This is a genomic window from Staphylococcus pseudintermedius (genome assembly GCF_001792775.2).
Lineage (GTDB): Bacteria > Bacillota > Bacilli > Staphylococcales > Staphylococcaceae > Staphylococcus > Staphylococcus pseudintermedius.
In genome coordinates, this window is record NZ_MLGE02000005.1 from 167492 (window position 1) to 182891 (window position 15400).

Annotated in this window: 12 protein-coding genes and 2 rRNA genes; 3 read left to right on the plus strand and 11 right to left on the minus strand. The window is 37.9% G+C overall.

The window, feature by feature from the left end:
* Nucleotide 1: 1 nt before the first annotated feature.
* The 6 genes from BJK46_RS05955 to BJK46_RS05980 all read right to left on the minus strand — a co-directional run bounded on the left by BJK46_RS05955 (nt 2) and on the right by BJK46_RS05980 (nt 7225).
* Complete coding sequence (locus tag BJK46_RS05955) at nt 2-1222, minus strand: YcaO-like family protein (RefSeq protein ID WP_014614774.1); 1221 nt, start codon at nt 1220-1222, stop codon at nt 2-4.
* Entirely contained in the window at nt 1219-2070 is an 852-nt protein-coding gene (locus BJK46_RS05960; RefSeq protein ID WP_103263675.1) for a hypothetical protein, read from the minus strand. The genes BJK46_RS05955 and BJK46_RS05960 overlap by 4 nt, the downstream gene beginning before the upstream one ends.
* A 680-nt stretch (nt 2071-2750) precedes the next feature.
* A complete protein-coding gene (locus BJK46_RS05965) occupies nt 2751-5210 on the minus strand; it encodes an ATP-dependent Clp protease ATP-binding subunit (RefSeq protein ID WP_014614776.1) in 2460 nt (819 codons plus the stop codon).
* Between the two features lie 15 nt (nt 5211-5225).
* A complete protein-coding gene (locus BJK46_RS05970; protein WP_015728601.1) occupies nt 5226-6230 on the minus strand; it encodes a protein arginine kinase in 1005 nt (334 codons plus the stop codon).
* Nucleotides 6220-6750, minus strand: a complete 531-nt coding sequence (locus BJK46_RS05975) for a UvrB/UvrC motif-containing protein (RefSeq protein WP_014614778.1) — start codon at nt 6748-6750, stop codon at nt 6220-6222. Before BJK46_RS05975 ends, BJK46_RS05970 begins: the two co-directional genes overlap by 11 nt.
* Nucleotides 6751-6763: 13 nt before the next feature.
* On the minus strand, nt 6764-7225 hold the full coding sequence (locus BJK46_RS05980; RefSeq protein ID WP_014614779.1) for a CtsR family transcriptional regulator: 462 nt from the start codon (nt 7223-7225) through the stop codon (nt 6764-6766).
* A 164-nt stretch (nt 7226-7389) separates the two neighbouring features.
* Between BJK46_RS05980 and BJK46_RS05985 the strand changes: the two genes are divergently transcribed.
* Together BJK46_RS05985 and BJK46_RS05990 are read left to right on the plus strand one after the other, a co-directional pair.
* Entirely contained in the window at nt 7390-8595 is a 1206-nt protein-coding gene (locus BJK46_RS05985) for a NupC/NupG family nucleoside CNT transporter (RefSeq protein ID WP_014614780.1), read from the plus strand.
* 482 nt (nt 8596-9077) lie between these two features.
* Nucleotides 9078-9836 carry a trypsin-like serine peptidase gene (locus BJK46_RS05990; RefSeq protein ID WP_063284841.1) on the plus strand — a complete coding sequence of 253 codons (759 nt, stop codon included), beginning with the start codon at nt 9078-9080 and terminating at the stop codon, nt 9834-9836.
* A gap of 142 nt (nt 9837-9978) precedes the next feature.
* On the opposite strand, the gene pdxT is transcribed toward BJK46_RS05990, so the two are convergent.
* Complete coding sequence (gene pdxT / locus BJK46_RS05995) at nt 9979-10536, minus strand: pyridoxal 5'-phosphate synthase glutaminase subunit PdxT (RefSeq protein ID WP_014614783.1); 558 nt, start codon at nt 10534-10536, stop codon at nt 9979-9981.
* A 1-nt stretch (nt 10537) separates the two neighbouring features.
* Entirely contained in the window at nt 10538-11425 is an 888-nt protein-coding gene (pdxS, locus tag BJK46_RS06000; RefSeq protein ID WP_014614784.1) for a pyridoxal 5'-phosphate synthase lyase subunit PdxS, read from the minus strand.
* A 109-nt stretch (nt 11426-11534) separates the two neighbouring features.
* Here pdxS and pdxR point away from each other — a divergent pair, with 109 nt between their 5' ends.
* Nucleotides 11535-12944 (plus strand): MocR-like pyridoxine biosynthesis transcription factor PdxR, encoded by a 1410-nt coding sequence (pdxR, locus tag BJK46_RS06005; RefSeq protein WP_063284840.1) that lies wholly within the window; start codon nt 11535-11537, stop codon nt 12942-12944.
* 54 nt (nt 12945-12998) lie between these two features.
* On the opposite strand, the gene BJK46_RS06010 is transcribed toward pdxR, so the two are convergent.
* The 3 genes from BJK46_RS06010 to BJK46_RS06020 all read right to left on the minus strand — a co-directional run.
* Entirely contained in the window at nt 12999-14927 is a 1929-nt protein-coding gene (locus BJK46_RS06010; protein WP_037543954.1) for an FUSC family protein, read from the minus strand.
* 87 nt (nt 14928-15014) lie between these two features.
* Nucleotides 15015-15129 (minus strand): 5S ribosomal RNA (gene rrf, locus BJK46_RS06015).
* Nucleotides 15130-15210: 81 nt separating this feature from the next.
* Nucleotides 15211-15400: ribosomal RNA gene (locus tag BJK46_RS06020) — 23S ribosomal RNA — on the minus strand; the annotation flags it as partial.

Genomic DNA, 15400 nt, shown 5'->3' on the forward strand with positions numbered 1-15400 from the left:
GTTATGGGAAAGGATGTGGGACAATCGGTTGACTATTTTTTAACTCATTAGGCTGCCTTTTCTTCATTTTAATTAGATTCCTATCGACTTCATTAAGGCGGCTACTTTCTAGATGTTTAATAAAATGTGGCTCTATATCAAGCATTCCAGGGATAATCGTTTTCCCTACTTTCCAATCCGTATGTTTTATCTCTTCAGAAGTCACATCTACAAAATACACCTGCTTATCAATAGACTTTATTTTTTCTATAAATAAAGCTACCGCCTCATCGTCATCTGGTTGTATCTCGTTTTCAGGAATCCGAAAAATGTGCTGATGGCCATCAAGAAACGACAAATGTTGCGACATACGATCATTGAAATATAAAAGAGAATGGTCCTGATATTCTTTCACTTCATCATAACTATGAACCTCAATATTTTCATCAACTTTAAAAATAATTGCCGCATACCCAACAATACTTTGTGCTAATTCTAGTAAAGTTTTTTTACACGCCTCAATCCATGTAGGTCTCACACTCGCGGCGACAACACACCCTTTGTTGGGAAGAATAGCCACTCCAAAAACAGCGGGCACATCCCAATCCATATCCATTTTATATAACTTAAATTGAATATTTTCAGATTTGATATAACGATTAAAATAACTTCTTAATTCTCTGTTATCATTGATACGAATTTGCTCACAAGCAATTTGTCTTCTCCAAATATACTGGAAAGCATCTCTTTCAAATATTTCTGCAATACCTTTCCAAAAACATGCTTTGAGATTCGGTCCACACGCAGCGCCAGTTGCTGTCGTCATCCAACTTTGCTTCTTATTACTTCTATAAGTGAGATACACTGCATCTACAGGGAGTGCGACGGTTCTTTTTTGAATCAAGTCATAACCATGAATCCACTGGTAATCATCAAGGTTCGCACTTGCAGACGCATTGATTTTTTGTGGATTGATTTTTACTACCCCTTTACTTACTTTCATGACACGATGAGGATGCAAACAAGAATAGCGTTCGATGTACTCTCCTACAGCCGAATTTACAGCCTGTGCTTCTGTAATACCGGCACCACTCGCATTAAATCCTGCAGTATTATACTGACCCCCAAAGGCCATTTTCACATAAACTTTAGGTAGTCCATAATATGTCGGCAAATCATATATATTTTTAATAATACCGTATTTTTCGTCCACAAAGTTTTGGGCCTTTAATTTCACTGTCATAATCTCACCTCAAAAACTTGTGTATTCACTGATTCTGGGAAGCACAATTCACAGTTGGGGTGTTTGAATAAATTGTGCGTGCGCCATCCTTCATTTAATAAAGAATAAGCGTACACTGTTTGGATCAGTTCATTTTCAACACTCAAGTCATTCATTTGCATTGCTTCTTTTAACATTTGTACTGCCGCAAAACTCAATGCCAGTTGAATGATTTCTTCTGGTACGTATTCTTTACTTTCGTGAGATGAATCATTGAATAGCGAAAAAACTTCGCCATATACATTATTTTCAGTTTCTCGTAACCGCTTACAATTCAAACAACTCGTTTCTTTGGGTATCGTATAAGTGACCTCGAAAGAAACATTATCAAAAATGACACTATTATATGGTACGCCATTGTTAAACATCATTTCATTACATTTTGTAATTCTTTTTCTATTAAATTTTCTCAGTATGATTAATCCGATATCATAATCATCCGTTACTTCTTCATTTAAATTCACTACATTTTGAGAAGGTGATTTTCGAATATACAGTTCGACTAAATCATCGTCTCCACATATACCTATGACATGATTTTCAAACGCTTTATGCTCCATTTTTAATCCAATCATCTGCAAAAAGGATGCTGTATTGGCGACATCTTCAAATGCATGAATTGTTTTGAGGAATTCAATTATTTTTTTCTTCACCACATCTTGTTCCTCACAATGCAAATGACCTTCTTGGATTTCATTCCATATTTTAATAAAAGACTCTTGAGAGATACCACTTAATTCAAAAATCTGCTCGTCACTTTTTATGTATATACTTTTATCTTTAAAAACGTAATCGATGTTTGTTTTCATGATGTGCTCTCCTCTCATTTTCAAAAAAGGAATTGAAGCTATGGTTAACTTCAATTCCTTTAAAACATATACTTTAACAACAACAGCAGCAAGGGCAACAACAAAGTGTTATTGTCCAGTTCATTTGTTCGCTTGATAAAAAGTCTTCAGTGTTCAATTTTTTGATTTGTAATTCGTTGGCTAACATTGTAACCACCCCTTTTCAAATTTTAAAAAACAAAAAGGAAACTGTATAACAATCCAATAATCAAAGCGCCTAAAACAATAAATAGTTTTTTATTCTCTTTAAAAAACATATTATAACGCCTCGTTTCATTATCTTTACATTTTTATAATACTACCACTCCATTCTAAAGGCAATGTATTATAACCCTTATATTAGAATATTAATCATTAATTAAGAATTGTGTAATAAGTAATTTACTTTGTTTAGAAAAAAGACATCTCTCGACTGTTCAACGTAAAGAAAGCATTAGATATTGATTTTATTCCTTTTATTAATATTACTTTTATCTGTTAAAAATCAATAAGGTTTCGATTAATTCACACCTCACGCCAAACATCATCAACTGACTCTTATTAAGAACACAGTCGACTTTGCAACATTGCAAATTTCACACAAAAAAAGCAGCGGAGACATCTCAAAAAAGAGAATGCCTTCACTGCTTTAATCGAGTAACTTATGATTCTGTGACTTCCTTATCTTCATTCGTTTCACGTTCATGAATATCATATTGGAATGTTTCTCCATCATAGTCTACAGTCACATTTTTACCTTCTAACTCTTTACCTTCTAAAATCAATTCACTCAAGTTATCTTCAACCGTTTTTTGGATCGCACGAATCAATGGACGTGCACCATACTCTGGGTCGTAGCCTTCTTCAGCAATCTTGTCTTTCGCCGCTTCTGTCACACGTACATTAATGTTTTGTTCAGAAAGACGACTCGTCAATTTGCCGACCATCATTGTAACGATTTCTTTCAATTCGTCTTTATTTAATTTATGGAAAACAATCGTGTCATCCACACGGTTCAAGAACTCAGGACGGAATGCACTTTTCAGTTCTTTCATCATCGTTTTGCGAATTGTTTCATAGTCTTGACCTTCTGAACTACCACCGAAACCTGCAAAACGTTGGTCTTGAAGTTCTTGCGCGCCGACATTGGATGTCATAATAATCACTGTATTTCTAAAATCCACACGACGGCCTTTTGTATCAGTCAAATGCCCATCATCTAATACTTGTAAAAGAATGTTAAAGACATCTGGGTGTGCTTTTTCAATCTCATCAAACAAGATAACAGAATAAGGTTTGCGACGTACTTTTTCAGTCAATTGACCGCCATCATCGTGACCAACATATCCAGGAGGCGCCCCAACAAGACGACTCACCGCATGTTTCTCCATGAACTCACTCATATCAACACGAATCATCGCATCTTCTTCACCAAACATCGCTTCAGCTAATGCACGTGCAAGTTCGGTTTTACCGACACCTGTTGGCCCTAAGAAGATGAAGCTTCCGATTGGACGTTTCGGATCTTTCAAGCCTGCACGCGCACGGCGTACTGCTTTAGAAATAGCGATTACCGCATCATTTTGTCCGATTACTCGCTCATGCAATGTGTCTTCTAAATTCAGTAAACGTTCTGACTCCGTTTCATTCAAGCGTGTTAATGGGATACCTGTCCAACCTGCGATCACTTCAGCAATATCTTCAGCAACTAGTGTTGTATGTTGGCCCCCTTGATGATTTTGCCATTCGTTTTTTGCTTCTTCATATTGTTTTTCAAGTTTTGTTTGTTTGTCACGTAAGTTTGCAGCATTTTCGAATTCTTGTGCGTGCACTGCTGCATCTTTTTCTTTTTTCACTTGCTCGATTTGTTGTTCAATTTCTTTTAAGTTCGTTGGTGTTGTATGGCTTTTCAAGCGCACTTTTGAACTAGCTTCATCAATCAAGTCAATCGCTTTATCTGGTAAGAAACGGTCTTGTACGTATCGATCACTTAATTTTGCTGCCGCTTCCACCGCTTCATCTGAAATATTAATTCTATGGTGCGCTTCGTAACGATCTCGTAAACCTTTTAAGATTGCAATTGTATCTGCCACGCTTGGTTCATTGACTTGAACAGGTTGGAAACGACGCTCAAGTGCAGCATCTTTTTCAATATGCTTACGGTATTCATCTAAAGTTGTCGCACCGATACATTGTAATTCACCACGTGCAAGCGCTGGTTTTAAAATATTAGACGCATCAATCGCACCTTCTGCACCACCTGCACCAATGAGCGTATGCATTTCGTCAATGAACAGAATCACATTGCCCGCATGATGAATTTCTTCCATAACTTTTTTCAAACGTTCTTCAAATTCACCACGATATTTTGTACCAGCCACAACAGTCCCCATATCTAATGACATGACACGTTTACCTTTCAACGTTTCTGGTACTTCGTTGTTGACAATTGCTTGCGCCAAACCTTCAGCAATCGCTGTTTTACCAACACCAGGTTCACCAATCAACACAGGATTATTTTTTGTGCGACGACTCAACACTTCAATCACACGTGTAATTTCTGAATTACGACCTACAACTGGATCTAAAGTACCATCTCTAGCAATCACTGTTAAATCACGCGCTAGGCCATCTAATGTCGGTGTGTTATTTGATTTTGCAGATTGTGCATTTTTATTAGACATTTCTGGGCTACCTAACGCTTTCACCACTTGTGCACGTGCTTTTGTAATATTGAGGTCTAGGTTTGCAAATACACGTGCGGCAACACCTTCATTTTCGCGGATTAAACCTAACAAGATGTGTTCAGTACCGACGAAGTTGTGTTGTAACTTACGTGCTTCGTCCATAGAAAGTTCGATTACTTTTTTGGCACGTGGTGTATAGTGTAAAGCACCCATTTGCTCTTGACCATGGCCAATGAGTTTTTCAACCTCTTCGATCACTTTATCTTCTGTAATGTCAAAGCTTTCTAATACTTTTGCAGCAATGCCTTCAGGTTCTTTCATTAACCCGAGTAATAAATGTTCCGTCCCAATATTCGAATGGTTTAAACGAATTGCTTCTTCTTGTGCATGCGCGAGTACACGTTGCGCACGTTCTGTTAATCTTCCAAATAACATATGCCAACCTCCTATTTATATATATGTTCTTAAAATCTCTGCTCGTTTTGCTTCAATAGATTGTTCATCTGTCTCATCTATCAAAAATGGTGACTGTATCGCGACCATTAATTCATTAAATCGAAAATCTTCCATATCTAAAATGCCTAAATCGACGCCCAACTTAATATCACTTAAACGGTGGGACGCTTCTTCCACCGAAATTAAACGACTATACTTCAATATACCCAAAGAACGATATATTCTATCTAATGTCTCGGTATGATTGTGTTCATTTAATCGCTCACGTAAAGCCAGTTCTTCGTGAATAATTTGATCAACTAATTCTGTTAAAGCATCAATAATCTCTTGCTCACTTTTTCCCAACGTCAGCTGATTTGAAACTTGATAAATATGGCCATAAACTTGTGAGCCTTCACCATAAATCCCTCGAATCGTAAAGCCAAAACGGTTAATCGTCTGCGCAATGCGGTTCATCCGTTTCATAATGGATAAACCAGGCAAATGCAACATGACACTCGCACGCATCCCTGTACCGACATTCGTTGGACACGTTGTTAAATAACCGAGTTGCTCGTCATAACTGATTTGTAACGTACGATCTAATATATCATCTATGGCAGATGCTTTTTGATAAAGTTCATTTAATGACAAATCATTGCCCATTGCTTGTATACGAATATGATCCTCTTCATTCACCATCACACTTACCGACTCATCTTCATTCAACAGTACTGCAGATGCCGGTTGTTTCGTCAACTCAGGACTGATTAAGTGTTTGGCTACTAGCTTATATTTACTCAACTGGTCGAGCTCATCTAAGCGGAGTACATTTAAGTCTGTTAATACATCTTGCACCTCATTAATGACGCGATGTCCCTCAGCTTCAGATGGAAACATGAGTGGGTGCACATAATTTTCAAGGTTACGTGCTAAACGAATACGCGAGGACATAATGACCGGTTGCGCATTCACCTTTTTCATCCAATCACTCATATGTTGGTCTAAATTATGCATCATCTTGTTGGGACACCTCGCTTTGTTGCTCAAGTGCTTGAATCTCATCACGCACAATCGCCGCTTCTTCAAAGGCTTGTTGCGCGACTAATAATTCAAGGCGTGCACGTTTTTCTTCTAGTTGCTTTTTCAGCGCACGTTTATGCTGTGATGACTTCGGACATTTCCCTGAATGTTCGATATGACCGCCTTGGACACGTCTCACAATGTCATACACGTCTTCTTTAAATGTTTCGTAACATTGCGCGCAGCCGAATTTGCCGACATGTGCAATGTCCTTCAACGTCATTTGACAGTTCGGACAGCGTTTTTGCTCTCGATAAACAACTTGATCCACATTCAGACCATGTTTTGCTGCCAAATGTTGCAAAATTTGTTGAATGACGAATGTGCCTTCAACGTCATCACCTTCATGCCATTGTTCGTCAGATTGATCATAACCTGATTGATCGTACGCTTGAATAGGATGAAATTCAAGGTGTTTGTTTTGCTGTTTATCAAGTTCACGCTTATCGATTTTCATTGCACATCACCTTCTAATAATAATTAATTACGGGAAGTAACCGTTTTAAAATATTTGCACGGATAATATCTCTCGACGCGACATCCATTTTTAATGTTTCCCGATCCACCACCGCCGCAATCATTTTTGCTTCTCGGTCCGTAATTAATTGATTTTCACGCAAGCCATCAATAATATACAAAGCTTGTTGTTGAGAAAGGGCCGGACCAATCAACTCCATTAAACGTTTAATGTAATTGTTTTGATCTTTCGTTTCAACTTTTGTGATCCGAATATAACCACCGCCGCCGCGTTTACTTTCAATTTCATAACCGTGTTCGTTAGTAAAGCGCGTCTTAATAACATAATTCAACTGAGATGGTACACAATCAAAACGTTGTGCAATATTGGCACGTTGAATTTCAACTACATCATCTTGTGCCTCTTCAAATAATTGCTTAATGTACTGTTCTATGATGTCAGACATATTATGCATGGTATCACCCCTTTTGACCATCTTTGACTATATTATAGAACCCACTTTGACCTTTTTCAACCAATTTGATTTTAAATTTGATAAATAGTTATGTTACTGCTTACATTTTTGTTGTATGATAGTCTTAGTAAAAATTATTTAGAAAAAATAGAGGTGGAACACACATGCATATTTTAATTGGGGTCATCGGGATTGGTGTTTTCTTAGCCCTCGCTTTTATTGGAAGTTCTGATAAAAAGGGCATACGTTGGAAATACATTGGTATTATGTTTGTTATTCAGCTCATCTTAGCATATGCTTTACTGAAAACAAAAATTGGGATTACCATTGTAGGTGGTATCGCAACAGGATTCGGTTACTTACTCAAACAAGCCGGTGTCGGTATTGATTTTGTTTTCGGTGGTCTTGTCAATAACGGTCAAATGTCATTTTTCTTAAGCGTTTTATTACCTATCGTTTTCATTTCTGCCTTAATTGGTATTTTACAATATACAAAAATATTGCCTTTAATTATTAATATTTTAGGTTTCTTAATCTCAAAAATTAATGGCATGGGACGTTTAGAATCATACAACGCTGTTGCTGCAGCCATCCTTGGACAATCAGAGGTATTTATTTCACTTAAAAAACAATTACCTTACATTACGAAGCAACGTTTGTATACATTAACAGCTTCGGCGATGTCCACTGTGTCTGCATCGATTATTGGTGCGTACTTCACATTAGTACAACCTAAATATGTGGTAACTGCGGTCGTCCTTAACTTATTAGGTGGGTTTATCATTGCTTCCATTATTAACCCTTATAAAGTGGATGAAGAAGAAGATAAGTTATTGCTTGAAGAAGAAAAGAAAAAGCAATCCTTCTTTGAAATGTTAGGGGAATACATTTTAGATGGATTTAAAGTCGCTGTAATCGTCGGCGCGATGTTAATCGGTTATATCGCCCTCATCTCATTATTGAATGGACTTGTTGGTGGTCTCATTAGCCTCATTTCTGGCGGCGCATTAGATTGGAACTTCCAAACATTAATCGGCTTTATCTTTGCACCACTTGCTTTCTTAACAGGTATTCCATGGAGTGATGCAGTAGAAGCTGGCTCGATCATGGCAACAAAACTATTATCTAATGAGTTCGTAGCGATGACTGAACTCGGCAAAGCATCTGGTTTATCAGAACGTTCATTAGGTATCGTGTCGGTATTCTTAGTATCGTTTGCTAACTTCAGCTCAATCGGTATCATCTCAGGTGCTATCAAATCATTAAATGACGAAAAAGGCGACATGGTAGCACGTTTCGGATTAAAATTATTATTCGGTGCAACACTCGTATCATTCGTATCCGCAGCAATCGCAGGCTTTTTCTTGTAAGCTGCATCTAAAGTATGGGAAAAGATAAACAAATATAACACATATTAAGAGACTGAGTCATGATGGCTGAGTCTCTTTTTTGTTGTGCATTTTCAAACCATTTTAGTTGGGCGACAGATTCAATTGTTAAAGAAGCATTTTCATTTTTTATTATGAACATCTCGGATTTTTAGTGAAACATTTAGGCAGTATTATTTTGATTGTTAAAGAAATGTCCATAGTACGCTAAAATATAGTACAATTTTTCTCTATTATCAAATAACATAAATACTTTTTTAAATTTAAGTGGATTAAATAAGATAATCATTATATAATTTAAACATGTGATTGTGTATTTTTATTTTTTAATAAATCATTAGGAAAATATTTTTATCAAATATGCAACAAATGAGGACTTCAACTTTATTTAAAAGGCATCATCAATACATACAGAATTAACGGACTAGTTTAATGCAAATAAATCATAGAAAAGGAAGACAACAATGAAAAAATCATTTTTAAAATTCAGTTCAACATTTTTACTTTTAACAACTATCGGCATGACGGGCACTAACGCTGCGAATGTTTGGGGCGCAGAAGAAGGAACGAAAATCCTCGTGGAAGATATTCAAAATGATCCGCTCGCAAAGAGAACAGCAATCTTCCAAGGTCCAAAAGGTCTGCCGTGTACTACTACAATGTTGACTTCTAACTTTGGACTCACTGCCGCACATTGTGGCGACGGCTTTCTAGAAGGATCGGTCGGTACGGTATACCCTGCTCAATCAGGACTATCAACACCTTTTGGATCAATGTCCATATCTTTATTTAATCCTTATAACGACAAAGATATCGCCTTTATATATGGTCAAGATAGCGGGAAAAGTAAGGACTATATTCATTATCAAAGAGATTTCGCACAAACTGAAATAAAACTTCAAGGTTTCACAGATGACGAATTAAAAAAAATGGTTGGAAAAAAAGTATATTCATATGGATATCCATATAACTACCACGCTCATAAACAATATAGATTCACAGGAGAAATCACTTTCGCGAATAGTGATTTTATTAAAACAAACTTACCTGCATACGGTGGCCAATCTGGCTCCTCTGTATTTTTAGAAGATAATGACCAATTGGTTGGCATATTGGTCAAAGGAGGAGATGACGATAAAAATGCAATCTTGGAACCCATAACGAAAGATATCGCTCGATGGTACAAAGGTAAAAAAGATATTTTAGAAAATCCTGTTCAATAAATCCGTAATCTAAAGTGACACCTCACCATGTTTGTATGAAAACGTAATTGGGGGATTTACCCAATTCTTTATACACACCATATCGTTTTACAACAGTAAAGGCTAGGACCATTTGAAAGTCCTAGCCTACTTTTATCTATTCCTACTGCTGCATCACATGTTCTATAAAATATTGTGTCATGCGATAATCATCTGTTAATTCTGGGTGGAACGATACGCCTAAATAACGACCTTGTTGTACAGCGATAATTTTGTCATCAATCGTCCCTAATACATCAACGGCTGCTTCTGTTGATTGAATATGGGGTGCACGAATAAAAACACCTTCAATCGGTTGATCAATACCTTTAATGTGTAGTTCAGACTCGAAACTATCGACTTGGCGCCCAAATGAATTACGCTCTACTGTAATATCTAACTTTTGCAGATAGCCTTCTTCGCCTACGATATCTTTCGCAAGGACAATTAAGCCTGCACACGTACCAAACATAGGTAATTGTGATGCACGTAACGCCTCTTTAAAACCATAAAGATTCATGAGACGGCGTAAAGTTGTCGATTCGCCACCAGGGATAATTAAGCCATCGATTTCTTCTAATTGTTCAACTTTTTTAATTGCGACACCTTCATGACCCGCAAGTTCAATATGACGGATATGTTCACGTACCGCACCTTGCAAAGCTAATACACCGATTTTCATTTTACCAACCACGCTCTTGCATACGTTCTTCTAATGAAAGTTGATTAATATCGATACCTTTCATTGCTGTACCTAGTTTTTTCGCTAACTCACCAATTAATTTATAATCTTGGTAATGTGTCGTCGCTTGTACAATCGCTTTAGCAAATGTTTCTGGGTCTTCAGATTTAAAAATACCTGAACCTACGAATACACCGTCAGCACCTAATTCCATCATTAATGCCGCATCTTGAGGTGTTGCCACGCCACCTGCCGCAAAGTTCACGACTGGTAAACGACCATGCTTTTTAATGTCTTTTAAGATTTCATATGGCGCGCCTAAGTTTTTCGCTTCAGTCATCAATTCGTCATCACTCATTACTGTGATACGTTTCACTTCTTGATTCACTTGGCGCATATGACGTACCGCTTCTACGATATTCCCTGTACCTGGTTCACCTTTCGTACGTAACATCGCAGCACCTTCACCGATACGACGCGCTGCTTCACCTAAGTTACGGCAGCCACAAACGAATGGCACTGTATATTCATCTTTTTTCAAATGGAACACTTCATCTGCAGGTGTTAACACTTCTGACTCATCAATGTAGTCTACACCCATTGCTTCTAATACTCTTGCTTCTGTAATATGACCGATACGACATTTCGCCATTACCGGAATAGATACAGCATTCATAACTTCTTCTACAATAGATGGATTACATGCACGCGCAACGCCACCTGCTGCACGAATATCTGATGGGACACGTTCAAGTGCCATCACTGCAACCGCACCTGCTTCTTCCGCAATTTTCGCTTGTTCTGCATTCACGACGTCCATAATTACGCCGCCTTTTTGCATTTCTGCCATTCCTCGTTTAACACGTTCTGATCCGACTTGTTTAGACATAGGTGATGAAACCCCCTTTTATTATTTACACATGTAGCTTATACTATTATCTGAACCGCTTAAAGTGTCAGAAACGCAAAATATTAAAGGGTCAGATTGAGGTGCGATGATGGAAATGTTGATGTTTCATATTAATAAACGAGAAGGGCAGCCGATTTATATTCAATTATACGAAAACATTAAACAAAGTATTATGAATGGACGTATGCATGAAGGCGAAAAGTTACCTTCTAAACGTCAACTGAGTCAATATTTGTCAGTCAGTCAAACGACCGTGGAAAATGCCTATGCGCAACTTGTCGATGAAGGTTATATTTATAGTCAACCGAAATCAGGCTTTTTCGTCAGTGACATCGAAACATTGCCGTTCACTAAAAAGACATCACGCCCAACATTGCCTACATATCAAAGCCCGACGACTGAACAAGCTTATGCATTTAACTTAGGAATGATTGATCAAGCGCACTTCCCTTTCGAACAATTTCGGAAATATGCGAAGGAAGCATTTGAAGAATTACAGTTTTATCTCGTTGAACCTGGACATAAACAAGGCGATTACACTTTACGTGCACAAATTAGTCGCTATTTATTTCATAGTCGTGGGGTTCAATCCACACCCGAGCAAGTCATTGTCGCTTCGTCTACAGAGCAGTTGCTGTCTATCATTACAGATTTACTGCCAGGACCTAAAGGAATGATGTTAGAGGACCCGATTTACCCTCAAGTCCATCAGCTTTTAACCCGTAAACATATTCCTTATCAGTTTGTGCCCGTGGAAAACGATGGCATCGCGATGAATACGGTTGAAAATGCGTCACATCATATCGTTTACATTACACCAAGTCATCAATTTCCAACAGGTGTGACGATGAGCCTCAAAAAGCGGATGCGTCTTCTGAAATGGGCCAGTGAAGACCCACATCGCTATATTATTGAAGATGATTATGACTCAGAATTTCGGTATGAAGGTAAACCTATTCCAGCCCTACAAAGTTTAGATCAAACAGGTAGCGTTATTTATGTGAGTACATTTTCAAAGTCCATCTCTCCAACAATTCGGATTGCTTACGCCGTGTTGCCAGAAGCGTTGTTACATCATTATCAGCAAGCCGAAAACATTGAAGGTGGCACCGTACCACGCCATACGCAATTTATGGTGACCACCTTTATGGAGACGAATCAATTTGAACGCCATTTAAATCGCATGAGAAAAATTTATCGTCAAAAGCGAGACATTATTTTACAACAACTACAAAAGTATCCATCCATTTTTGAAGTTTCTGGTGAAAAAACAGGTATGCATTTAATTATTACGATTAAAAATGGCTGGTCAGAACAACAGTGTCTTGAGCAATTACAACGATTTGATATCGATATGAAGCCCCTTTCCCAATACGTCTACCATCAACAAGAGACTGCCCCTCGTTTTGTAGTAGGCTTTGGTGGGATTCCAATAGAAAATTTAGAAACGCATATAGAAAGACTCATCACTTGTTTTAAAGAAGAATATTGCATATAAAAAAAGACATGCTCGACTGAACATTTCATTCAGCCGAGCATGTCTTTTTTACGTTTAATCTTTCAATAAGTGTGGGTTTCTCACATTCTGATAATCGTACAACTCAATTTCTTGCAATTGCATCAGTGAACGTCTCAGTTGTGCGTAATGATTCATTTCAGGTAGCGTTACAACCTTCTCTGGACGCTGACCTTGCTCTAATAATTTAGCGATATTCTCAAATACAACCAAATACTGCCCCATAGTCTCTTCACTAATCAACATGCGCTTCTGGATCTCCATCACTTGCATTAACTTAAAGCTCATTTGTTCAAGAATAAACATCGCAGGATAAAAATATTGCGTTCTTTTCTTGTTCGATAACAACTCACCATACGCATAACGATACATCACTTGCATATTCTCAATATTAATTTTCAGTCTCAGTTTTTCCCTTTGACGAAAATATTCGACATTGTAATGTACATTCGAAAATAACGTATGGAAAATTCGGGCTTCAATGCGTGTCACATCTGCCATAAATTCCGGTAAACGTTTAGAAGCAAGTCTTCTCCCAATAATCATCACACCAATAATCGCAAGCCCTACCCCCACTGTTGTATCTAATAAACGTGGAATCGCAATAGCAAACGTCAAGCTCCCTTGAGCCAAACCACCTAATAAAATGACTTGAACCGTAATTGCCAACATCGCAAGCGCATAATTGGCACCGACTAAAATTTCAGTAATCGCACCACTTAAACTAAGCACAATGACCACCATTAAACTATTGGGTTCTAGAAGTAAAAAGCCAATCACAATGCCAATACCAATAAGCGTCCCAATCCATCTTGCACCAGCACGTTCAATACTTGCAATCGTCGTACCACCAAGAAGAACCGTATGCGCACTTAACGGAATCCAGTAAGCACGTTCAAAGTTAAATATCAGTGCCACAAAAATGGCGATACCGATGATGACTGAATATTTCGCAGCTGAAATAAAATGCATCGACTCCGGTGTTAAGTGATAACGTAACCTTCTTATATATTGTGGAGATTGTCGTGTCACATGTTTTTTAACTTGTTCATCAGGCGCATCAATCATTTCATCCACCTTAAAAATTAAACCTACTAGTTCTTCAAATGCAGTAGGTACATTAACTTCTTTTCTCCAAACATTTTTTGACGTTTGCCTTTGCGTAATACGGTGCACAACGTCTGTCATCATTTCATTTATAATAGGGGGGATGGGACGATGACCTTTTGCATTCAATTCAAGTAGTTCTGAATATACCCCTTCAGCAGTACGATGTAGCAATGACAACCGCTGTACTTCTACAGACTTTCTCTTCAATACCGATCTTGAAGTTTGAAGAATTTCAGAAGTTGAAATCAAGGTTTGCACGGTCGTTTTGGTCAAGGCATTAAACGTCACTTGCTCATTAAAATGGTGAATCAATGCTTGAATCTCCTTGAACTCTTTAGACACCGCACTAAATTCAGGTTGCTCATGACCTATCTTAATTTCGATGAGCACAAATATAAGCGCAAGAAGACCACCGATACCTACAATAGCCCCTCTCCATAAAAATGCATGCGGATCAGGGGGCATAACGCTTGCCAAACTATAGGCAATAATAAAAAACGTAGAAGAAGGACCAGGGATATTTAAAGTATTAAAAACATAAAACGGCACAACAGCAACAATTAACAAAAAGATGCCAAAAAGCAAAGGCGTACTTGCGGTTAATGTCCCGATCATCATCGTTACAACTAAACCAATGGCTGCGAAAGTGACTGAACGCAAGCGCGAATTAAATGTTCCTTTGAAAACATAAATACTTGCAAAAGTGCCAATCGTTGCTAATAAGGCACTTGAAAAATCATGAAACATCAAGCCATAGAGTAAAGGTAAAAACATTAATAACCCTTGACGTAAACCACGTTGTAAATCGATTTTATCAACATCGATATGTGCGACATTTTTGAAATAAGTCAACATGACAGACACCACCTTTGTTTAAATAAAAAAAAGAGACCTACTAAAGGGTCTCAATTCGGCTCATCGCATCCTATGCGTTTTATTTCTGCTTGGCAACGTCCTACTCTCGCGGAACGTAAGTCCGACTACCATCGGCGCTAAAGAGCTTAACTTCTGTGTTCGGCATGGGAACAGGTGTGACCTCTTTGCCATAGTCACCAAACAAAAATATGATTGAATGTTATACATTCAAAACTAGATAGTAAGTATATTTATCACAAGCATTACCTTATGAACAATTATATTGATTAAGTCTTCGATCGATTAGTATTCGTCAGCTCCACGTATCGCTACGCTTCCACCTCGAACCTATTCACCTCATCATCTTTGAGGGATCTTATAACCGAAGTTGGGAAATCTCATCTCGAGGGGGGCTTCATGCTTAGATGCTTTCAGCACTTATCCCGTCCATACATAGCTACCCAGCTATGCCG